The organism is Lysinibacillus louembei (assembly GCF_033880585.1).
Lineage (GTDB): Bacteria > Bacillota > Bacilli > Bacillales_A > Planococcaceae > Metasolibacillus > Metasolibacillus louembei.
The window spans coordinates 1,438,809-1,460,488 of sequence record NZ_CP137624.1; the positions used below are offsets into that span (position 1 = coordinate 1,438,809).

Annotated in this window: 18 protein-coding genes; 14 read left to right on the top strand and 4 right to left on the bottom strand. The window is 36.6% G+C overall.

Annotated features, from left to right (window positions below; translation table 11 throughout):
* The first annotated feature begins 32 nt into the window (after positions 1–32).
* The 14 genes from R6U77_RS07160 (at position 33) to R6U77_RS07225 (ending at position 16,004) form a co-directional block, all read left to right on the top strand.
* Positions 33–623, top strand: coding sequence for a lysophospholipid acyltransferase family protein (locus tag R6U77_RS07160; RefSeq protein WP_319837959.1), 591 nt, complete (start codon positions 33–35; stop codon positions 621–623).
* Between the two features lie 16 nt (positions 624–639).
* Positions 640–1,101, top strand: coding sequence for a low molecular weight protein-tyrosine-phosphatase (locus R6U77_RS07165; RefSeq protein ID WP_319837960.1), 462 nt, complete (start codon positions 640–642; stop codon positions 1,099–1,101).
* A gap of 123 nt (positions 1,102–1,224) precedes the next feature.
* Entirely contained in the window at positions 1,225–2,082 is an 858-nt protein-coding gene (gene ypfJ, locus R6U77_RS07170) for a KPN_02809 family neutral zinc metallopeptidase (protein ID WP_319837961.1), read from the top strand.
* Between the two features lie 93 nt (positions 2,083–2,175).
* Positions 2,176–2,895, top strand: a complete 720-nt coding sequence (locus tag R6U77_RS07175; protein ID WP_319837962.1) for a YebC/PmpR family DNA-binding transcriptional regulator — start codon at positions 2,176–2,178, stop codon at positions 2,893–2,895.
* A gap of 159 nt (positions 2,896–3,054) precedes the next feature.
* Positions 3,055–4,809: a methyl-accepting chemotaxis protein gene (locus R6U77_RS07180; protein ID WP_319837963.1), complete on the top strand. Its 1,755-nt coding sequence runs from the start codon at positions 3,055–3,057 to the stop codon at positions 4,807–4,809.
* Between the two features lie 362 nt (positions 4,810–5,171).
* A complete protein-coding gene (locus tag R6U77_RS07185; protein WP_293921658.1) occupies positions 5,172–5,294 on the top strand; it encodes a hypothetical protein in 123 nt (40 codons plus the stop codon).
* A 107-nt stretch (positions 5,295–5,401) separates the two neighbouring features.
* Positions 5,402–8,101: a class III lanthionine synthetase LanKC N-terminal domain-containing protein gene (locus R6U77_RS07190; RefSeq protein ID WP_319837964.1), complete on the top strand. Its 2,700-nt coding sequence runs from the start codon at positions 5,402–5,404 to the stop codon at positions 8,099–8,101.
* Between the two features lie 45 nt (positions 8,102–8,146).
* Entirely contained in the window at positions 8,147–9,724 is a 1,578-nt protein-coding gene (locus tag R6U77_RS07195; protein WP_319837965.1) for an ABC transporter ATP-binding protein, read from the top strand.
* A 170-nt stretch (positions 9,725–9,894) separates the two neighbouring features.
* Entirely contained in the window at positions 9,895–11,655 is a 1,761-nt protein-coding gene (locus R6U77_RS07200; protein WP_319837966.1) for a methyl-accepting chemotaxis protein, read from the top strand.
* A 147-nt stretch (positions 11,656–11,802) separates the two neighbouring features.
* Positions 11,803–13,503 carry a M3 family oligoendopeptidase gene (locus R6U77_RS07205; protein WP_319837967.1) on the top strand — a complete coding sequence of 567 codons (1,701 nt, stop codon included), beginning with the start codon at positions 11,803–11,805 and terminating at the stop codon, positions 13,501–13,503.
* A 121-nt stretch (positions 13,504–13,624) separates the two neighbouring features.
* Positions 13,625–14,704: an AI-2E family transporter gene (locus R6U77_RS07210; RefSeq protein WP_319837968.1), complete on the top strand. Its 1,080-nt coding sequence runs from the start codon at positions 13,625–13,627 to the stop codon at positions 14,702–14,704.
* Between the two features lie 11 nt (positions 14,705–14,715).
* Complete coding sequence (locus tag R6U77_RS07215) at positions 14,716–15,177, top strand: hypothetical protein (protein WP_293921646.1); 462 nt, start codon at positions 14,716–14,718, stop codon at positions 15,175–15,177.
* A gap of 13 nt (positions 15,178–15,190) precedes the next feature.
* Positions 15,191–15,385: a hypothetical protein gene (locus R6U77_RS07220; protein ID WP_319837969.1), complete on the top strand. Its 195-nt coding sequence runs from the start codon at positions 15,191–15,193 to the stop codon at positions 15,383–15,385.
* A gap of 16 nt (positions 15,386–15,401) precedes the next feature.
* Positions 15,402–16,004, top strand: coding sequence for an alpha/beta hydrolase (locus R6U77_RS07225; protein ID WP_319837970.1), 603 nt, complete (start codon positions 15,402–15,404; stop codon positions 16,002–16,004).
* A gap of 52 nt (positions 16,005–16,056) precedes the next feature.
* Here the strand turns inward: R6U77_RS07225 and R6U77_RS07230 are convergent, their stop codons facing one another.
* The 4 genes from R6U77_RS07230 to R6U77_RS07245 form a co-directional block, all read right to left on the bottom strand.
* Entirely contained in the window at positions 16,057–18,156 is a 2,100-nt protein-coding gene (locus R6U77_RS07230; RefSeq protein WP_319837971.1) for an MMPL family transporter, read from the bottom strand.
* Between the two features lie 181 nt (positions 18,157–18,337).
* Positions 18,338–19,354, bottom strand: a complete 1,017-nt coding sequence (locus R6U77_RS07235) for an inorganic phosphate transporter (RefSeq protein WP_319837972.1) — start codon at positions 19,352–19,354, stop codon at positions 18,338–18,340.
* Positions 19,355–19,372: 18 nt separating this feature from the next.
* Entirely contained in the window at positions 19,373–19,993 is a 621-nt protein-coding gene (locus tag R6U77_RS07240; RefSeq protein ID WP_293921640.1) for a DUF47 domain-containing protein, read from the bottom strand.
* A gap of 319 nt (positions 19,994–20,312) precedes the next feature.
* Positions 20,313–21,473 (bottom strand): class I SAM-dependent methyltransferase, encoded by a 1,161-nt coding sequence (locus tag R6U77_RS07245; protein ID WP_319837973.1) that lies wholly within the window; start codon positions 21,471–21,473, stop codon positions 20,313–20,315.
* Positions 21,474–21,680: the final 207 nt, after the last annotated feature.

Genomic DNA, 21,680 nt, shown 5'->3' on the forward strand with positions numbered 1-21,680 from the left:
AAAAGTATTAAAATATAAGGTAGGGCAATGATGTGTATAAATTAGCAGCAAATATCTGTAAAGTAATTTTAAAAATGAATGGTTCGAAGGCAAAGGTTTACGGTGCAGAAAATGTGCCTGAGGGAGGTGGCTTTGTCATCGCATGTACACATACAGGCTATATTGACATTATTAATTTAGGCTTATCCATTTACCCACGTGAAATTCATTTCATGGCGAAAAAGCAGCTATTTGAAATGAAAGGTCTTGGTTGGCTTATCAATAATTTAAATGCTTTTCCTGTTGACCGTGATAATCCAGGACCAAGCGTGATTAAAATTCCACGTCAGCTTATTAAAGAGGATAAAATCGTTGGTATTTTCCCAAGCGGTACTCGCTCAACCGAAAGCAATGATTTGAAGCAGGGGGCTGTCACAATCGCACAGCTAGCAAAGACGCAAATTGTTCCTGCTGCTTATATCGGCCCACGTAGTGCAGGAGAAGTATTTAAACGCCAAAAAGGTTATTTAATTTATGGTAAGCCATTTACAGTGGAAAGTGGCAAGGAAGCACGCGATGAGGCAACGAAGTTTTTAGAGCAGGAATTTCAGCGTTTAACAGCCGAGCTACAAGCAAAAATATAGGATGGTGTCGAATGAGATGCGTATATTATTTGTATGCTTAGGTAATATTTGCAGGTCGCCTATGGCAGAGGCTGTTATGCGTAATTTACTGGAGCAGCGTGGGTTAAGCGAGCAAATTACAGTCGATTCGGCAGGCACAAGCAGCTGGCATGTTGGTGAAGCGCCACATAAAGGGACGCAGGCGAAGCTAGGAGAGTATGGAATTACAACAACAGGTATGCAATGCCGTCAGCTAACGAGCAGCGATTTTACGGAATTTGATTATATTGTTGGAATGGATGCGAGCAATGTGGACAATATTCGCACAATGCTTAGGCAGCCAGATGACGCAAAAATCTTCCGCTTTTTAGATTTGACATCGCATCAAAAGGATGTACCAGACCCTTGGTATACAGATGATTTTCAAGAAACATATGATCTTTGCTTAGAGGGCTGTGAGGCTTTGCTGAAGAAGGCTTTAAAAGCGCGTTCACGATAATTGTCGTGAACGCGTTTTTTATCAAGCTTAAAATAAAGTTCCTTATAATTTGCACGATAAAAGGAGTAGCACACTTGTAAAACGGGTACGAATATAGAAAAAGATTAATCGGAGGGACATTGTATGGATGTGAAGGGAAGACGTAAAAGTAGCAATGTGGAAGACCGCCGTGGCATGAGTGCCGGAAAAGTTGGGGGTGGCTTAGGCGGTATCGGGATTATTATTGTTATTATTTATACATTGCTAAGTGGTGGCGATGCGGGCGATGTGTTAAATACAGTGACGAAAAGCATTACACAAAATGGACAAGTAGCTGAGGAATATACACCGACACCTGAAGAGGAGGAGTTAGCGGAATTTGTATCAGTCGTGTTAGCAGATACAGAGGATGTATGGGCGAAAGTTTTTGAAGAAAATGATATGACCTATACAAATCCAACGCTTGTGCTGTTTACGGAAAGTGTTAGCTCAGGTTGCGGGATGCAAAGCGCGGCGGTTGGACCATTTTATTGTCCAGCAGACCATAAGCTATATATTGATTTAAGTTTTTACGGTGAATTGAAAAATCGCTTTAAAGCACCTGGCGATTTTGCGATGGCATACGTTGTGGCACACGAGGTTGGGCATCATGTCCAAACATTATTAGGCACTTCGCAAAAGGTGCATGCATTAAATGGAAAAGTGACAGATGTAGAATATAATGAGCAAGTGAAGCGCCTTGAATTGCAGGCAGATTATTTAGCTGGTGTGTGGGCACATCATGTGAAAAATCAAGGTTATTTAGAGGAAGGCGATTTTGAAGAAGCATTGACTGCTGCCAATGCGATTGGTGATGATACATTGCAAATGGAGGCGCGCGGCTATGTTGTGCCAGAAAGCTTCACACATGGTACGAGTGAGCAACGCATGCGCTGGTTTAAGAAAGGCTACCAAAATGGCACATTGCAAGGTAGCGATACGTTTAATGCAAAGGACTTGTAATTACCATTTTCATTTCCTGACTTTTTATGTATAATTAATAGGTTAAAATTTCATTACTACAATTTTTATATAAATGAAAGAGAGTGAATCCTAATGGGGCGTAAATGGAATAACATTAAGGACAAAAAAGCAGGGAAAGATGCAGCAAATAGCCGAGTTTATGCAAAGTTTGGTCGTGAGATTTATGTAGCTGCAAAATCTGGGGAGCCAAATCCAGAATCAAATCGCGCATTAAAAACAGTTTTAGAGCGCGCAAAAACATACTCTGTACCGAAGCATATTATTGAAAAAGCAATCGACAAAGCAAAAGGTGGCGGCGATGAGCAATTTGACGAGCTACGCTACGAGGGCTTTGGTGTAGGTGGCACAATGGTCATCGTTGATGCTTTAACAAATAACGTTAACCGTACTGCTTCAGAAGTGCGTGCTGCATTTGGTAAAAACGGAGGAAACATGGGCGTAAGTGGTTCAGCTGCACATATGTTCCAAAGCACAGCAGTATTCGGCATTGAAGGCAAAACAGAGGATGAAGTGCTAGAAATTTTAATGGAAGCGGATTTAGATGCACGTGACATTATCGATGAAGATGGTACAATCATTATTTATGCAGAGCCAGACCAATTCCATGCAACACAGGAAGTATTCAAAGAAGCAGGCATTGAAGAATTCGCAGTAGCCGAATTATCAATGCTACCAATGACAGAAGTTGCTTTAACAGATGATGATTTAGCAAAATTCGAAAAAATGATTGATGCGTTAGAAGACTTAGAGGATGTACAACGTGTTTACCATAATGCAGATTTAGGAGAATAAATAGCAATATATAAGACATTGTGAATTAAAAATTTCACAGTGTCTTTTTTATATGACAATATTGTGAAATATTTAGCTAAAAAAATTTGACTATTGTGAATTTTGTCGAAGTAAGTCACAATATTTAGTAACGTTTAAGAAAAGGAAGGGAGATTATTTATGCGACGCAAGGATAGATTAGCAAGCCGCATTGTAGCAATTACTATTGCCGTTTTTATTGTCCTAATAGCAATGAATGTTTTTATGACAATTTATAGCACAGAAAAATCTGTGAAAGCCACTTTAGGAGAGCATAGTGTAACGGTAGCTCAAAATATAGCTGAGTATTTAGATATTGAGGGCTATAAGCAGTTAGTAAATGCACCAGAAGAGAGTACATTATATTGGGAATTACGCGAGCAATTAAATGATTTACGTGAAAAAAATGGTGTGTTGTATGCTTATACATTTGCTCCACCTACAAACGGTAAAGAAGGAAAGGCTGTTTTTTTAGTTGATGGCATGCCAGCGGATGATCATGAAAATGCAGCCACTATTGGTGATGAATCTAGCGCGACATCAAATGCTGACCTTGTACAAGCACTAAAGGATGATTATTACTATACAAATATAATTGAAAGTGAATATGGACAATTTATTTCAGGAACAATTCCCGTAAAGGATGCAAATGGTGAGGTTGTCTTTTATTTAGGAATCGATATGGATGCTGGCTATGTTGACGTCATTAGCGGTTTAATTGCAAAGGAAGTTATTCCTACTATAGTTATTATATTTAGCGTTATTGCTATTTTAGGTCTAGTGATTCTTTACTATTATATTAATAAATCACTCCGTCCTTTAAAATCATTGAAGGAGTCCGCAACATACTTAGCTGAGGGCAATATTAAAGAGGCTAATCATGTGGTTTCTAACATCGATATGGCAAATGGCAATGAAATTTCTTTATTTGCAAAGGATTTTACAAATGCATTAAAACAGCTTACAAAGACATTTGACACGATTCATGTAAAGGTAAACAGCTTGGAGCAGGCAGTTGAAGATATTAATTCGACGGCACACCATGTAAATAATTCGAATAATGCCATCGCTGCAAGTGTCACGCAAATTGCAGAGGGTAGTGGTAAGCAGCAAGTTAGCAATGATGAAGTTATGCAAGCAATGAGCGAAATGACAATTGGCATTCAAAGATTAGCTGATTCAACAAGCGATATTGCCGAATCCTCGAATGATATGACAGAGTTAGTTGAGAAAAGCACGTCGAACTCAAAGCAAGTGGTTCAGCAAATTCAAAGTGTGGAAACATCGGTTATTCGCACATCCGAGCAAGTGCGTGAGATGGGTGAACGGTTCCATTCGATTGAAGAAATGATTAATGTCATTACAAGCATCGCAGATCAAACAAATTTATTAGCATTAAATGCTGCAATTGAAGCAGCAAGAGCAGGTGAAGCTGGTAAAGGCTTTGCTGTAGTAGCGGATGAGGTGCGCAAGCTAGCAGAAATGTCACGCACATCGGCGGATGATATTCACAGTCATTTACAAAGCTTCTTAGAAATTGCAGAGCGCGCATTAAGCGAAATGGCTGTTAGCACACAGGATGTTAAAGAAGGAAGTTTAGCTGTAACTGCAATCGGTGAAAACTTAGAAAATATTTTACAGGCTGTTTTGCGAGTAAATAATAATATTCAAGAAAACTCGGCAGTGATTGAGCAAATGTCAGCAAGCTCTGAGGAAATATTAGCGTCTGCTGAAGACATGAGCCAGCTCGTTAACAATACGACAGCGCAAACACAGGAAGTCGCAAAATCAATCGATGTTCAAGTTGATATGGTAGAAAAATTAAATGAAGTAGTAGAAAAGCTTGATACTACTTCAAAAGATGTTGTAAATGAGATTGAGAAATTTAAATTATAATTAGGATGGCTGGAAATAGGCTAGTGTATTTTGAAACATAGTTACTTTATAATACTAGATTTAAGTTTTTAAATAAATAAACCGTCCCCTCTGTGATTGTATATCGCAGAGGGGGCGGTTTTGTTAATTTACCATTTAGAAAATAATTTTTTTCTCTGAAAACCAAAACTAAAATGATTTAAGTATATGCTTTAGAAAAGATATCGTAAAAAGTGAAGGGAATTTGCCTATTTGCAAAATATATACCATTTTATATATGCTTAAACCCATAATTATCTATTTATTCAAAAATTACAGAAATGTTTGAATTTATAGGTTTTATGATATATAATGGAAATATATTCAGGTAGGAGGTGAATCATATGAAGTTACGTGAACAATTAGAGCGTTTAGAAGTTTCAGATACTAAACAAAAAGTTGCAGCTAACTCAGGTGTTAGCAATAGCTGCACAAGCGGTGGCTGTCACACTATCGTAATCAGTTAAATATTCATGTGTTAATCACTTTGTTACATCCATAAATGAACGATTTTTATTATTTTTAATAAAAATCGTTCATTTATTTACTTTTTAAGACGAGGAGGTAAGTTCTTATGAAAGAATTTATGCATGAATTCGAAACAAAATACCTAAAAGTAGATATAAATAACTTCTATTTCAAAGCTAATTTAAAAAATGAGAAACATATGACCATTAGTGATGCGTTTCCTTTTAGATATACTATATTTGATAATGCACAGCATCTTCAGGGGTGGAAAATACATCTTTCTCCCACATTGGATCAATACCCTTTAGTATTAAGCCAAGTAACTAAAATTCTTCAAAATAAAAGAATTTCTTTTAAATATGTTGCGGATATGAGGGCATTCACATTTTTATCAAGTAAAAACACAAGCATTAGCCAATTCGGTAAATACATAACTATTTACCCTTCGGATAAAGCAGAATTTATAGAAATAATTGAGAGAATATATTCAGAAATTAGCTGTGAAACTGGGGTGCAGGTTCCTTCAGATCAAAGATATAAAAATAGTAGCTTTATTTATTATAGATACGGAGCTGCTTTTCCTAAATATGAAATTTCTAATGAAAATGAGAGAAACTATAATATAATGAATGGGTTTGCGGAACTAAAGGAAGATGTTAGAAAAGGGTATTTCACTCTTCCTTCAGGCATTGAAGATCCTTTTGAGAATAGCACATGGAGCGATGAAATTATTCAAGAAGTTCCAGTAAAAGGACACCTAACTAATAACACTTTTTCAGTCAATAAAATATTGAGACACTGTGCTACTGGAAATGTTTATGAAGGATATAATGATGTAAATAATGAAGCGGTTATTATAAAGGAAGGGCGATTGGGAGGAATTCCTTCTATGGAAGAGCCTTTGTATAGAGCTCAAAAAGCTCGAATGAACGAATTTCAATTCTTCAACGAAAATAGCGATAAATATAATATGTTATTTCCTAAAGCGATAGATTATTTTTACGATGAAGATTCTGTATTTATCATAATGGAGAAACTTGAAGGTAAATCTCTAAAAGAATTTATTACTGAAAGTCCCATTTTAAAACCTGAAAAATCGGAAGAGGAAAAGGCGGATTTCATAAAATCCCTTAAGGATATTTTTAATCAGATTTTTGATTTCATATTACAGTTACATTCAAATGATCTTGTTTTCAATGACATTTCTGATGACAATTTTTTTATAACAGCTGAAAATAAAGTTGCTTTAATTGATGCAGAAGGAATTTCTAATATTCAAGATAACAAATGGTATGGTATGGGCACAGATAGATTTATGTATAGAATGCCAAAGGGTATTAAAAGTGAGGCTAAAGATTTATACATGTTTTCACAGCTCATTTTATACTCTGTAATAGGGAGAAATAAAGGTTATTCCTTTGATGAAAAGTATTACGAAAAAGAATATAGTGCAATCTTGTACAAACTTCCTATAGGCACACGAGGTTTATTTAATGCTGGCATGATGTTAATGAATCATGTATTAAAAGGGAATTTAACTAGTGATGTTAGTGCAGAATTTAAAGAACTTTTATTCACTGATGAAGAAACATCCCCTTTAAATGAAAATAGCTTACAGCCAAAAGATCTTATTGCACGTATTGGCAATATTGAAAAAATTTTATTAAGATATTACTCTAATTTATTTGCAGATAATCCAAACAACATATTTAAGTTTGCTACTTCTGACTATCATCACAATAGATTATCTTTAGTATATGGATTGCCAGGTGTTTCTTTATGCTTGCGGGATTTCAACATCATTGATGATCAGCAGTTGCTAGACGTAGCCCATATACTACAAGAGTATGCTTTAAAAAACGAAAATATAAGTAGACTAAATGATGGTTTAGTTTTTGGTAAAGCTGGGTTTACACTGTATCTCTCACAGGCTGGAGTGCCTATGGAAAATAATCATTTCTTTTTTAATTTGATAAAAGCTTTAAGTAAATACAATTTTGTGAATTTAGATTTTGCTAATGGCTTATCTGGCATTTATGTGAGCCTAAAGCTAATTAATCAATCTGGCAATTATCCAGATCTAAGTAAATGGATTACTATAGTCAAACAACACTTAGGAAGTACAACGTGGCCGATTAGTAAATATCAAGGATTAGAGTATGGCAACACAGGTTTAGCATTTTCGTTAATATTTGCAGAGGAAAATATTGATAATTGGGATATTGCATACAAAAATATTGGGGAAGATTTACAGACAGTTAAAGATGACTCAATTTTCTCAGGCTTGTCGTATAGTGTTCAGGAGTGGCCAAATATTAGATCTCCGTATCTTTTTTCAGGTAGTGCAGGATCAATTTTAGTTTTACTTCACTATTATCACAATACAGGAGAGCCAGATTGGGCTTTTTTAAAGGAATTAGTTTTATCTTTAAAATCACCATTCTTCTACAATTATGGAGTGACATATGGAACTACTGGATTAGCACTAGTTATTATGGGAATTTTATTACTTCCTAATATCCCTCAGGACTTTAAAGAAGAATTAGAGGATATGCTTACTCACAAAATAAACTATGTAGCAACACATTTTCAAAGTAATAATGGCGCAATAGGGTTTTTAGGAGATAAGCAATCATTTTATGCAGATGATTTTGGAAATGGGGGCTTAGGCATTCTTAAAGTCTTCAAATTATACAAAGAATATGTAGCAGATAAATTGACATGGGATAATTTAAGTTTCAGCTCATTACCGATACTTCCATGTAAACAAGAAAATCTCGTAAATAACAAGGAGTACGTTTTATAAAATTAGTACTCGCTATGGAGGCAAATATTTACGAGGAGGAAAGAAATGATTAAATTGGTTATCAACTTATTTCAAGGAAAGTGGAAACTCACATTTATCAGCTTTCTCATGTTAATCGTACTCTCTTTAGATGGGATTGTTCTTCCATATTTTTTAGGTAAATTTACAGATGTGATGACCAATCAAGAATATAGTCAAATACCCTTATTACTGTTTATATGGTTTATATTGTGGCTGCTAATTATAGCAGCCCAATTATCGAATGCCTATTTCTTTGGTAAAGTGAGAAGCAAGATAAATATTGATCTAAAAGATAAAATGTTTAAAAAGTCATATGATGCTGGCAATAGCAAAGTTCCAGCTAGCCAGTACATATCGACTATTACTTCGGATATAAAGCAGATTGAACAAGATTTTATCAATAACACAATGAATTTTGTCTATAGTATATTACAAGGTGGTATTACGTTAGTATTTTTATTGTTTATCAACTGGAAAGTTGGCATTATCTTTGTGTTACTTGGAACCCTGCCTACCTTTATTCCTAAGCTGACATCACGTTGGCTTCAAAAAGGAACAGAGAATTGGCAGGAAGCAAATCAACAGTATATAGGGCAACTTGAAGATGGCTTGAATGCAAGGAATTTAGTGAAACGTTATGGTGCTCAAAATTTCATATTTAAACAATTGCTAGTGGGAGTAACAACAGAACAAAATAAATACTTTTCTATGAACTTTAAAAGGTCCACATCTGCATTCTATGTTGGTGCACTATATGTCGTCTCGGCAATGGGGTCATTATCATATGGTGCATGGTCCGTTATCAATGGGGAAATATCTGCTGGTATGCTCATCACCATTTATATGGCTGCTGATCGAGTAGTAACACCACTTATTTCCTTGGCGAATATTTATAATGCGATGACAGCTTCGGAACCTTTACTTAGAAAAGTGCTAAATGAAGAACCAAGTCATACACAACCAACAGAGCCAGTGTTTACTAAAAACAATGATTATTTAATATCTTTGGAAAATGTGAATATTGGATTTAAAGAGAACAAGCCAATTTTAGAAAGTATTAATCTTCAAGTCGAACAAGGTGATCGTATTTTAATAGAAGGGGCTTCGGGATCTGGTAAATCAACATTGTTAAAAACGATGATGAATGAGCAGGATGTATTGTCAGGGGAAATTCAATATAGTAGCAACTTACAAGGAAATTTAACAGAAGCATTTGCAGTTGTTGAGCAACAGCCGTTTGTTTTCCGTAATACATTAAAATACAATTTAATAATTGGCCAAGAAATAGCTGATGAAAAATTGTATGAGGTTTTGCACCAAGTAGGTTTGAATCGCCTAGCGAATGAAGAAGGTTTACAAATCCAACTAGGTAGTGATGCTCACCAGCTATCTGGCGGGGAGTTGAAGCGATTAGAGGTAGCACGTGCAATGCTATCTAATAAGGAGATTCTTGTTGTAGATGAGGCACTTTCAGGGTTGGACGGGGAGAGTGCGGACCGTTTGAATCAGCTAATTACAAGCTATCCTGGAACTATTATCAATATTGAACATAGAATAGATGAAGAAATACGAGAGCGATTTAACAAAAAACTGAAGCTTTAGAGAATAGATTTAAAATTAACTAGCGCCTACCACTTAGATGGTATGTGCTAGTTGTTTTTTACTTACGAGAGCATTTTGTAATAATTATTAGGTTTTCTTCCTCGCAGTCCCTATTTATGTAATAATATTAGTTATATGTTATTGGAATAGAAATATAGGAGATGGTGAAAATGACACGTTTTTTAAAATCTATACAAGGTAAGTTGCTTGTCTTCTCATTTTTAATTTTTTTTATACCAAGTCTTATTATTAGTGTTATCAGTTATATGACGGCAAAGCAAGGAATGGACGAGCTAGGAGAAACGGTTATTAAAAATAGCGTAGAAACAGCTTTGCAATTAATTGAATCGACCAATTACGAAGTGGAACAAGGGGTATTAACGCTTGAGGAAGCGAAGGAACGTGTGAAAACACAGCTGATTGGTGCAATGGATGCAGAAGGAAAGCGTTTACTTACATATCCAGCAAACCTAGGAGAAAACGGCTACATTTATATTTTAGGCCATGACGGAACATTGCTGGGGCACCCTACACGCGAAGGGGAAAGCTTATGGGAAAGTAAGGATAGCTCAGGAAATTATTTTATTAGGGAAGTAAAAGATAAAGCATTAGCAGGTGGGGGATTTACCCATTATGATTTTGAGCTGCCAGGACAAACGGTTGTCGCACCAAAATTGATTTATTCAAAGTTAGACCCGCATTGGGATTGGATTGTAGCCTCAGGCACATATATGCAAGATTTCAATGAACCGGTTAACGACTTAGTTAAAGTTATTATAGTAACTCTTATTATTTCAGCTATAGCAGGTGGTATTGTAGCAGTGATCTTCTCTCGCTATTTAGCCATTCCATTAGTACGCTTGTCGAGACGAGTGAGTCAAGTAGCAAAAGGAAATTTGATGGTAACGATTGACCAGCTTAATCGACAGGATGAGGTTGGGACTTTGAACGAGGGCTTTAATAATATGGTTATTCAATTAAAGGAGCTTATTTCAAATGTGGAGCATTCAATCTCCGAAATTCAAACGACCTCTAGCAATTTATCTGCGGTTGCAGAAGAAACGACGGCATTAGGAGAAACGATTGTTCAGTCAGTAGGAGAGGTTACAACAGGTGCTGCACAACAGGCAATAGACACTGAGCAAGCAAGTCGTTCGACAACTGAGTTTGCTACTCAAATTGAAGTATTACATGCGAAAAACGAAACGATGCTAACAGCATCTGGTGAGATGCGTAGTTCCAATGAGCGAGGGGTAGCGAATTTAGAACAACTACAGCAAAGCTCTGAGGAATCAAATGAGTTAATGATACAAATGCAAAAAGTATTTCATAATTTAATGCAAAAGTTAGATGAAATTGAAGGAATCGTTAGTACAATTAATGAAATTTCTGACCAAACAAATTTATTAGCATTGAATGCCTCAATTGAAGCGGCGAGAGCCGGGGAGCATGGAAAAGGTTTTGCGGTTGTAGCAGAGGAAGTGCGCAAATTAGCTGATCAAACACAGCAAGCAACAGGAGAAGTAAGAGGTACGCTACGTGGAATTGAAGAAGAAACAAGCCGAGTAACAAATGAAATGGAAAAAGCAGCAGTAATTGTCCAAAAGCAACGACAGTCTGTGATGACAACGCAAGGCTCATTTGAAGCAATTGAAAAATCAGTCGAGCACATTACAGCGATTATTTATGATATATCGAAGAGCGTCAATCAATTGAATGCCTCGAAAAATGAAATGTTAGTGTCGATGGAGAGCATCGCCAATATTAGTGAGAAAAACGCAACTGTAACGAAGGAAGTCACTGCATCGGTAGAAGAGCAGCAACATGCAGTGGAGGTTGTTACAAATTCCGCAAATGAGTTGACGAATGAAATTACGAGATTACAAGAGGCGATTATAAGTGCCTGGCACACAAACAATTCTGACAATTGACGACAATTCAAGATATTATTCTTCGGAATAGTTGCAAAATAGCGAATAGTAGTAAATAATTAAAAGCGAATTGAATGTTCTTGATTTAAGAACATAGCTTTAGTTAAGGCGTCATTGATTCAAACACAATTTGAAGGTGGGGACATCATGGGAGTAACATTTAAAGATTACGAGTATAAGCGTCCAAATTTAGATGAAATGAAAGTGGCTGTACGTGCGTTGATTGAGGAGTTCAAAAATGCACAAAGCGTGGAGGAACAAAGCGCAGTTATTGAAAAAATTAATGAACATCGCAATAATTTCTCAACGCAAGCGAATTTAGTTTATATTCGCGCATCAATTGATACGAACGATACTTTTTATCAAGCAGAGCGTGATTATTTAGATGAGGCAACACCACAGGCGGAAGAAATCGTATTTGAATATTATCAAGAGCTTGTGAAATCACCCTTCCGTGCACAGCTTGAAGAAAAATGGGGAACACAGCTTTTTGCATTAGCTGAAAATCAAATTAAAGGCTTTTCACCAGAAGTGATTGGACTAATGCAACAGCAAAATAAGCTAGTTTCAGAATATAGTAAGCTTGTAGCATCTGCACAAATTGAATTTGATGGTAAAACATTAACCTTGGCACAGTTAGGACCATACGGTGAATCATTAGATCGCAATGTTCGTAAAGAGGCACGTGAGGCAAGTGTTAATTTCTATGCACAGAACGGTGAAAAATTCGATGAAATTTACGATAAACTAGTAAAGCTACGTCATGAAATTGCGACAAAGCTAGGCTTTAAAAATTATGTAGAATTAGGCTATGTGAATATGAATCGCATTGATTACAATGCCGAGATGGTGGAAAAGTTCCGTAACCAAGTGCGCGACTTTATCGTGCCGGTCGCAACAGAGCTTTATAAACGTCAAGCGAAGCGTATTGGCGTTGAAGACTTTAAATATTATGATGAGGGCTTGAATTTCTTAACAGGTAATGCAAAGCCACAAGGTACTCCTGAATGGATTATTGAAAATGGTAAGAAAATGTATGAGGAGCTGTCAAAGGAAACAGGCGAGTTCTTCAACTTTATGATTGACCATGAGCTAATGGATTTAGTAGCGAAAACTGGAAAAGAAAGTGGCGGCTATTGTACGTTTATCGATGACTACAATTCACCATTTATTTTCTCGAACTTCAATGGTACATCAGGCGATATCGATGTATTAACACATGAGGCTGGTCATGCATTCCAAGTATACTCTAGCCGCAATATCGGTATTCCAGAGTATCTATGGCCAACATATGAATCAGCAGAAATTCATTCAATGAGTATGGAATTCTTTACATGGCCATGGATGGAGCTATTCTTTAAAGAGCAAACAGATAAATATAAATTCTCTCATCTAAGCAGCTCATTATTATTTTTACCATATGGTGTTGCAGTAGATGAATTCCAGCATGTCGTTTATGCAAACCCAGAGATGACACCTGCTGAGCGTAAAGCTGCTTGGAAGGAAATCGAAGCGAAATACTTACCACATCGTGATTTTGACGGCAATGCCTATTTAGAGGCTGGTGGCTTCTGGCAACGTCAAGGGCATATTTATGCAAGCCCATTCTATTATATCGATTACACATTAGCGCAAATTTGTGCATTCCAATTCTGGAAACGTTCACGTGAGGACTTTGCCAGTGCGTGGAAGGATTATGTACATTTATGTGGCTTAGGTGGCTCGCAATCATTTACAAATTTAGTACGTGAAGCAGGCTTAATCTCGCCATTTGAAAGTGGCTGTGTGGAATCGGTAATCGGCACAATTCAAGACTACTTAAACTCAATTGACGATACACAATTATAATCAAAAGGATTGCTAGGGCATAATCTTATGCATTAGCAATCCTTTTTCGCCTTCAAAGATTGTATTTTTTAAGCCTATATGCGATTATTGCTAGTAGATAGATGATGATCGAGGTGGAAATATGATAAAGAAATTATGGTTTCAAGTAGCGATTGGCATGCTATTATCGCTATTAATTGTGAAGTACTTCATGGAAATTCGCACCATCTTTAAGCCGTTTGTCATTATTTTGAAAACGGTATTCATCCCATTATTATTAGGTGGGGTACTTTACTATGTTACGGAGCCGATACAGCGTTTTCTCGAAAAGCGTAAAGTCCCGAGGTGGGGAAGTATCATTATTATTATTGTCCTGCTAGCAAGTGCGCTTACAGGCTTTTTATTCTCAATAGGTAATCCGATTGCGAAAGAGGTTAATAAATTAGTCGATAATGCCCCTTACATTGGTGAGAAAATGCAGGAAGCAACAGAGTTCATAAAGGATCATCAAGACCATTTGCCACCGCAAGTGGATAAGTTTATTGATTCTGTTTCAAACTCTGTTCAAGAAATAGCCGTAACAGGTAGCAAAATGATTGTAACCTTTGTTAGTGGTGCAGTATCTGCCACATTTACATTAATTTTAGTGCCATTCTTCTTTATCTTTATGTTGAAGGATCACGAAAAATTTGCTCCACGCATTTATGGCTTATTTACAGGGGAGCGCCGCTCATGGATTAAGAAAACATTAAAGGATATCGATGATGCACTAAGCAGCTATGTACAGGGACAAGTATTGATTAGCTTTTTACTTGCGTTGATGATGTTTATCGGTTATTTAATTATTGATTTAGAATATGCGTTATTATTATCGATATTGGCATTCTTTATGAATATGATACCATTTATTGGTCCATGGGTATCATTGATTCCAGCATTGATTGTAGCGCTTATTCAAGACCCAATTTTAGTGATTTGGGTAGCGGTAATTACGCTTGCAGCCCAGCAAATTGAAAGTAATTTTATTACACCAAACATTATGGGGAAATCGCTGGATATTCATCCATTAACGGTTATTACAATTGTTTTGGCTGCAGGAAATATTGCAGGATTTATCGGAATTTTAATTGCAATTCCAACATATGCGGTCATTAAAGCGATTGTTAAAAATATTTACGAAGAGCGCAAAAAAATTAAAGAAGCAGCGACGAAAACATTATAAAGGAGCATTTTATGCTAACATTTGAACAAAAACAGGCGATTATTGAAACATTCCCCGAATTAACGAAAAAGGAAGTTTCATTAAAACGCTTAAATTATCACTACGAAAATAGTCTATATGAAAAAACGATTGTTGTGGAAAAATTACATCCTAATGGCAATGGCTTCGTCTTCGTTGGCGATTTATTGCAATATGAGGCAGAGGCAAATGACAAAGGTCTCGTCAATATTCGCGATTATGATGAATCAGCATTGCGTGCCATTATTGCAGCAGCTATTAGCTATTTATCCGAAGATGTGGAGGAAGAGCCAATTATAGAAATTTGGCGCTCACGTGAAGGGGCTATGCTAGAGCTAATTTATGAAAATCGCTCGTGGGCAATTTACCATCAAGATAATTTAGAGGAAGCCTTTGGCACGCGAGAGGCAGCTATAGAATATTTACGAGAAGAAGGATTTAGACCTTCGAAATAAGGAGAGACCAGAAATGGATGGAAAGAAATTTGCATTAACCATCGTTAGCATTGTTGTTGGTGTATCGCTATTAATCGTTATCGCGATGTTATTATTTTTTAAATATTATGAGCCAAAAACGCCAGAGGGCGAGACAGTAGAGCTACATGAATCAAGTTTATTGACACCTGAGCAAGCACCGATTATAATTGTCTTGAATTCGAGATAATGAGAGGGTGGAGAACATGCAGCATATTTTTGAGCATGGCACAAATGGGCGTACACTATTATTGCTACACGGTACAGGTGGCACAGAGCGAGATTTAATTGGGTTAGCGAAGGAAATTGATGCCGATGCGAATATTTTAAGCGTTCGTGGCAATGTGTTAGAAAACGGTATGCCACGCTTTTTCCGTCGAGTTGCAGAGGGCATATTTGATATGGAGGATTTACTTTTCCGTACAAAGGAATTAGATGATTTTGTGCAGCAAGCATCAGTGGATTATCAGTTTGACCGTAACCAAGTCATTGCAATTGGCTATTCTAACGGAGCGAATATTGCTGGTAGCCTATTGTTCCATCATGAAAATGCATTACGTGCCGCAATTTTACATCACCCAATGGTACCGAATCGCGATGCCAAAATTCCCAATTTGGCAAATGTAGACGTATGGATTGGTGCTGGAACGAATGACTTCATGTGTCCACCGCAAGAATCAGAGCAGCTAGAGCAAATGCTACAGGCGCATGGTGCAAAGGTAGAAACTGCATGGTTCAACCAAGGTCACCAATTAGCGATGCCAGAAGTACAAGCTTCAAAAGCTTGGTACACAGGGATTTTTAAATAAAGGAAAGCGCATGAATTCAAATTGATTTCATGCGCTTTTTCTTGGGAGTGAGTCATTTATCCTTTTTCATAAACGGCAGCCACCAGTTCCAGTCGCCGAACAGCTTCATTAAACTTGGCACAAGCATTAAGCGAATAACCGTTGCATCAATTGCAATCGCAATTGCAATGCCAACCCCAATTTGTTTAACAGGCATTACATCTGTAAAAGCAAATGCCCCAGTAATAACGATCATAATTAAGGCAGCAGATGTAATAATTTTGCTTGTTGAAACAAGTCCATCGACTGTAGCCTTTGTATTATCCGCGCCTTTTAAATATTCCTCTTGAATGCGGGAAATTAAAAACACTTCATAGTCCATGCTAAGTCCAAATACTAAGCAAAAGACGATAACAGGCATGATCAAGACAACGGTTCCTGCTTCAATACCAAAATGCCCATATTGGAATATATAAACGATAAGCCCGAATGTTGAAGCAAGCCCAATAATATTCATAATAATCGCCTTCACAGGAATTAAAATGGAGCGGAAGGCAATCATTAAAATAATAAATGTCGTAATCATAATAATCATTAAAGCAAGTCCAATTTTATTGGCAATTTCATCGAAAATTTCTTGATTAAATTTCGGTGCACCTGCTAATGTAAAGGAGACATCTAAATCTTTGTCTTTCCATTCACGTACAAAATCTTGAGCTTCAGTCGATGAGCCGCTTGTATTTAAATGAACAGCCATATACATTTTATCTTCCTGCATAAAATGCGATTGCACTGCTTGTAGCTGCGGGTTACTGCTAGCAGCTTGCCATATCTCAACAGAATCAATTTGCGCTGTCGTAAAGAGTGAATCAACCTTTTTCACGAGTGCGTTTTGCTCAAGCGCTTGTTGAATATCGAGCATTTTTGTTAAGCCATCCTCATCATCCCAGCCTTTAGAGCGTTCTGCCAACAAATAAACAACCGCATCTGCACCGAAATCAAAAGCTTTTTCCATTTTATCAAATGTTGCCCGTGATTCATAAGAGGTAGGCAACGATTCCTTTGAGGGGATAGTTAAGTCCATGTCCTTCACTGGAATCATCGCAGCCCCTAGTAAAATCAATGCTACTACAATAATCATTAATGGTCTGCGCATAACAAAGGCAGCAAATGCTTGCCATTTCGTCGCTTTTTGTGACACGCGTAATATGCGCCATTTATTTAAGCGGTCGCCTAACAGCATAATTGTCGCTGGCAGCAATGTTAACCCTGAAATAATTGCTAAAAAGACAACGATTGAGCCACCTAATGCGATGTTTTGGAAGATCTCTACTTTAATTACGACCATCGCTCCAAGCCCAATCATGACACATAACGCTGAGAAAATGATAGAGCGACCAGCTGTTTGAATCGCAATTTGCACAGCCTGTTCGATACTTTTTGTTTGACGCTCCTCGCGATAACGATTAATAAATAGCAAGGCAAAATCAATGCTCAAAGCGAGCCCAAGCATCGGTACAATATTTAAAATGAAAATGGATAAATTGAATGTGCCACTAAATAAAGTTAATACTCCAAATGATACGATAACTGTTGCTGCACCGATAATAACAGGCAAGAGCGATGCAACAACTGTACCAAATGCTAGTAAAAGGACGATTAATGCAATAGGTAAGCCAATTGCCTCAGCCTGCATTAAGTCTTTCTGGCTTGCCACATTAATATCCTTTGAAATGGCTGGCTCACCTGTAATAGAAATATCATTGTCATAAGATAAAATTTCGCGAATCTCATCGACTATAGGGAAATAGTCGGTTACATCATTGCCGAAATGCAGCATGGCATAAGAGAAATTGCCATTTTGCAATTGCTCAATGCCGATAGGGGAGACAATTTCCTGAATAGCCTCAACTTGCTCAAGTTTATTAAGCGCTATTGTAATTTCATCATCTGTTTTATTTTCAAATAGAACAAAGATTGTTTTCGCTGGTAAATCAAATGTCTCACTTAATTCCTGCATCGTTCGACTATGGTCATCTTTCACAAAAAAGCCATCACCTTGTAATTTGCTTGGTAATTGTAGTGCGAAATAACCCATAATAAGAAAAAAGATAATCCAAATGCGCACAATTGCTTTAGCATGTTTTGTAACAAAAATAGAAAATTTCTGCATGATTGAAGCCCCTTTCCTTAGTAAAGAGTTTACAAGGTTTCTATGTATAAAGAAAGAGATATTGAGGCAATTAAGTAGAATGTATAATAAAAATTTGAAAACATAGAATAAACCCCCAAAAACGTAGAATAAAGCTCCTCTAAAAAAATAGGAGTTGCCGTTTTTCGGCAACCCCCAATGTTTAAAAGAAAATATTTAATAAGAAATAGAAGCCTGCTGCCATGATTGCTGAAATAGGCATTGTAATAATCCATGTAACGACGATTTTACGGGCTGTTCCCCATTTTACGTCTTTTACACGCTGTGCAGTACCTACCCCCATAATCGCAGAGGAAATAACATGCGTTGTTGAAACTGGTAAATGCAATAGTGTTGCACCAAAAATCACTGTTGCAGATGATAAATCAGCTGCCGCTCCGTTAATTGGGCGGATTTTCATGATTTTACCACCAACAGTTTTGATGATTTTATAACCACCAATAGATGTACCTAGCCCCATTGCGACAGCACAGGCTAAACGTACCCAGCCTTGTACTTCATCATGTGTTTGCAGACCGCCAGCGATTAAAGCCATCGTAATGATACCCATTGCTTTTTGCGCGTCGTTCGTACCATGTGTGAATGCTTGTAATGCTGCCGTACCGATTTGCATTGTACGGAAGCCTTTATTTGTTTTATAAAGGTTCATGTTTTTAAAGACTACTTTAAACAATGACATCATTAAGAAACCAACTGCTAATGCAATAAATGGTGAGAAAACAAGTGCCTGAATAATTTTAATGAAGCCAGAGTAATTTAAAATATTAAAACCAGCAGCGGCAATTGCTGCACCTGCGATTGAGCCGATTAATGTATGTGATGAGCTTGATGGAATACCGTAGTACCAAGTTAATAAATTCCATGTAATAGCTGCACATAATGCTGCTAAAATCACGACAGAGCCAATCATTGGTGTTTCAGGTGTTGATAACGAGAATGGGTCAACGATATCTTTAGCAATTGCTTTAGCTACACCGACGAATGTAATCGCCCCAACAAAGTTCATAATGGCTGCCATTAATACTGCTGTACGTGGTGGTAATGCACGTGTAGATACGGAAGTTGCAATGGCGTTTGCTGTATCATGGAAGCCGTTAATAAAGTCGAATGCTAGCGCAAAAATAACGACTAAAATTGTAAGGATTAATATTGTTTCCATTAGTTATTTCTCCTACTTTTATGCGTTGCGCATAATGATTGTTTCAATTGTATTCGCTACGTTTTGACAGTAGTCAGCAATTTCTTCTAATTGCTCGTAAATATCTTTGAACTTGATTAAACGAATTGGGTCTTTTTCATTTAAGAATAATTTTTTAATCGATGAGCGCAATACTTCATCACATTGACGCTCATAATCCTTTACTAAAATGGCGTGTTGGCGCATGCCAACTAAATCTTTTTTATTCAAAAGCTCCATTGCCTTTACAAGCTCATCGGCACTTTTTACGATATAGCCTAAGAAGTTGCGCATTGAATCATCGATTTCATTTAATGAGAACATTTCAAAGTGGGCGATACAACCTTCTGTACCATCTAAAATATCGTCCATACGGATGGCTAATGCTAAAATATCTTCACGCTCGATTGGTGTCATAAACGATTTATTTAACATAACGATTAATTCATGAATTAATTTATCGCCAGCCGTTTCATATTCCTTCATACGAATGCTGATTTCTTTTAAATCTGCTACTGTTTCGATGCGGTAGTCGTTAGCGTAATGCACAGCTTCTCTCATATTTTCTGCAATTTTATGAAGGGCTGTGAAAAATGGATCTGATTTTCTTGAACTAAACATGGAATGCCTCCTAAGCATATATGAAAATTTTCTCTTTTAATAAAATAATAACAAAAGCTTAACGAAATCAATATATTTTTATGTTAGCATTAACAACTTTTACATTGCTGTAATATTTATTTTGTTCATATTGTATATATATACATAAAAATATAGGGATAATATGCTGCGACTTTTGAAATAATAAGATTTTCGGCTATATTGTATGCAATGTTGATATAGTATATACAATTGCATATTTTGGATTGTAAAGATAATGTAAATTCAATGAAATGGAAGGAAAGGTAGATAAATTCCGATTTCCCCTATCGCTTCTTTTTTACAAAAGATTTTCTAGTTCCTTTTGCAAAAATGGTTTAGCATTTAAAAATTGAATAAAGCTATCATATTGTGCTCGTTCTTCAGCGGCGGGTTTTTTGCCTGTGTAGTATGCACGAATTAAAATATTTTTTGGTGTGTTTTCCATATCGATAAATTCAAGTAGCTGTGCCTCGTAGCCTACGAGCGATAGCAATTGAGCTCGAATGGAGTCAGTTGCCAATGCGGCAAAGCGTTCACGAATTAAGCCATGCTGTGTCATAATTTCTAATGCAGGTGATTGCAATTGGCGATTTAGCTCATGCTGGCAGCAAGGGACGCTTAAAATAACGCTTGCTCCCCATTTAACAGCGCGTGCAAGTGCCATATCTGTTGCTACATCGCAGGCATGTAATGTTACGACCATATCGACAGTCGTTTCATCATTAAAATCTTGAATGTCACCAACTAAAAATTGTAAATCTTCATAACCTAAATCTTGTGCGATTTCATTACATTCCTCAATAACTTCCTTTTTTAAATCCAGTCCTGTTACGTGAATATCTAATTTCTTAATAATTTTTAAATAATGGTAAAGGGCAAAGGTTAAATAAGACTTGCCAGAGCCAAAGTCTAAAATGCGAATTTGACGGTTCTTTGGTAAGTAATCTAAGGCATCATCAATAAATTCTACAAAGCGGTTGATTTGCTTAAATTTATCGTACTTTTGCTTTTTGATTGTGCCATTTTCAGCTTGAACACCGAGGCGAACGAGAAAAGGGTGGATGATGGTATCATCTAATAAATATTGCTTTTTACGATTATGTGCTAAATCCACTTTTTTATTAGTCCGTACTTTTTCAGACTTCCATAACACTTTATTCTTCTTGGACAGTTGAATGTGAATCGTTTGCTCAGTAAATTGAGCATGAATTTGGCGGAATTGCTCAAGCAGTAAATCAAAATGCTCTGCAAATGCCTCTAAAGGAACGTTTTCATGCTTCAAAATGCGCTCGTATTGATATTCAACTTGAATTGTGTAAATGCCTTTTAGCTCGACAGGTTTGAGCTTCACTCGTTTTATTTCATTAGATTTTAAACGGGGCTGACTAATGGTTGCAGCGATTAATGCTTTCTCATTTAACAGTGCTAAAAACTGTTCTTTCATCTGTTGGAATTCCATAGTAATATACCTTCTTTATTATAAAATTGACATTAGTTTAACATAAATATTTGTGTGAAAGCTAAAGATAATGGGTATAACAAATAAACAGAGGACAATTGGTTGAATTACGGCTTGTTTTACAATGAAATAAATTATATGTTTATTATAAGACTTTTCGATAGATAGCCTCTATACGAAAAGTGAATTTTTTTAAGGAGGGAAACA

Coding starts and splice junctions, on each gene's coding strand:
- R6U77_RS07165 (WP_319837960.1), top strand. CDS start 640: ATGCGTATATTATTTGTATGCTTAGGTAATATTTGCAGGTCGCCTATG.
- ypfJ (WP_319837961.1), top strand. CDS start 1,225: ATGGATGTGAAGGGAAGACGTAAAAGTAGCAATGTGGAAGACCGCCGT.
- R6U77_RS07175 (WP_319837962.1), top strand. CDS start 2,176: ATGGGGCGTAAATGGAATAACATTAAGGACAAAAAAGCAGGGAAAGAT.
- R6U77_RS07180 (WP_319837963.1), top strand. CDS start 3,055: ATGCGACGCAAGGATAGATTAGCAAGCCGCATTGTAGCAATTACTATT.
- R6U77_RS07185 (WP_293921658.1), top strand. CDS start 5,172: ATGAAGTTACGTGAACAATTAGAGCGTTTAGAAGTTTCAGATACTAAA.
- R6U77_RS07190 (WP_319837964.1), top strand. CDS start 5,402: ATGAAAGAATTTATGCATGAATTCGAAACAAAATACCTAAAAGTAGAT.
- R6U77_RS07195 (WP_319837965.1), top strand. CDS start 8,147: ATGATTAAATTGGTTATCAACTTATTTCAAGGAAAGTGGAAACTCACA.
- R6U77_RS07200 (WP_319837966.1), top strand. CDS start 9,895: ATGACACGTTTTTTAAAATCTATACAAGGTAAGTTGCTTGTCTTCTCA.
- R6U77_RS07205 (WP_319837967.1), top strand. CDS start 11,803: ATGGGAGTAACATTTAAAGATTACGAGTATAAGCGTCCAAATTTAGAT.
- R6U77_RS07210 (WP_319837968.1), top strand. CDS start 13,625: ATGATAAAGAAATTATGGTTTCAAGTAGCGATTGGCATGCTATTATCG.
- R6U77_RS07215 (WP_293921646.1), top strand. CDS start 14,716: ATGCTAACATTTGAACAAAAACAGGCGATTATTGAAACATTCCCCGAA.
- R6U77_RS07220 (WP_319837969.1), top strand. CDS start 15,191: ATGGATGGAAAGAAATTTGCATTAACCATCGTTAGCATTGTTGTTGGT.
- R6U77_RS07225 (WP_319837970.1), top strand. CDS start 15,402: ATGCAGCATATTTTTGAGCATGGCACAAATGGGCGTACACTATTATTG.
- R6U77_RS07230 (WP_319837971.1), bottom strand. CDS start 18,156: ATGCAGAAATTTTCTATTTTTGTTACAAAACATGCTAAAGCAATTGTG.
- R6U77_RS07235 (WP_319837972.1), bottom strand. CDS start 19,354: ATGGAAACAATATTAATCCTTACAATTTTAGTCGTTATTTTTGCGCTA.
- R6U77_RS07240 (WP_293921640.1), bottom strand. CDS start 19,993: ATGTTTAGTTCAAGAAAATCAGATCCATTTTTCACAGCCCTTCATAAA.
- R6U77_RS07245 (WP_319837973.1), bottom strand. CDS start 21,473: ATGGAATTCCAACAGATGAAAGAACAGTTTTTAGCACTGTTAAATGAG.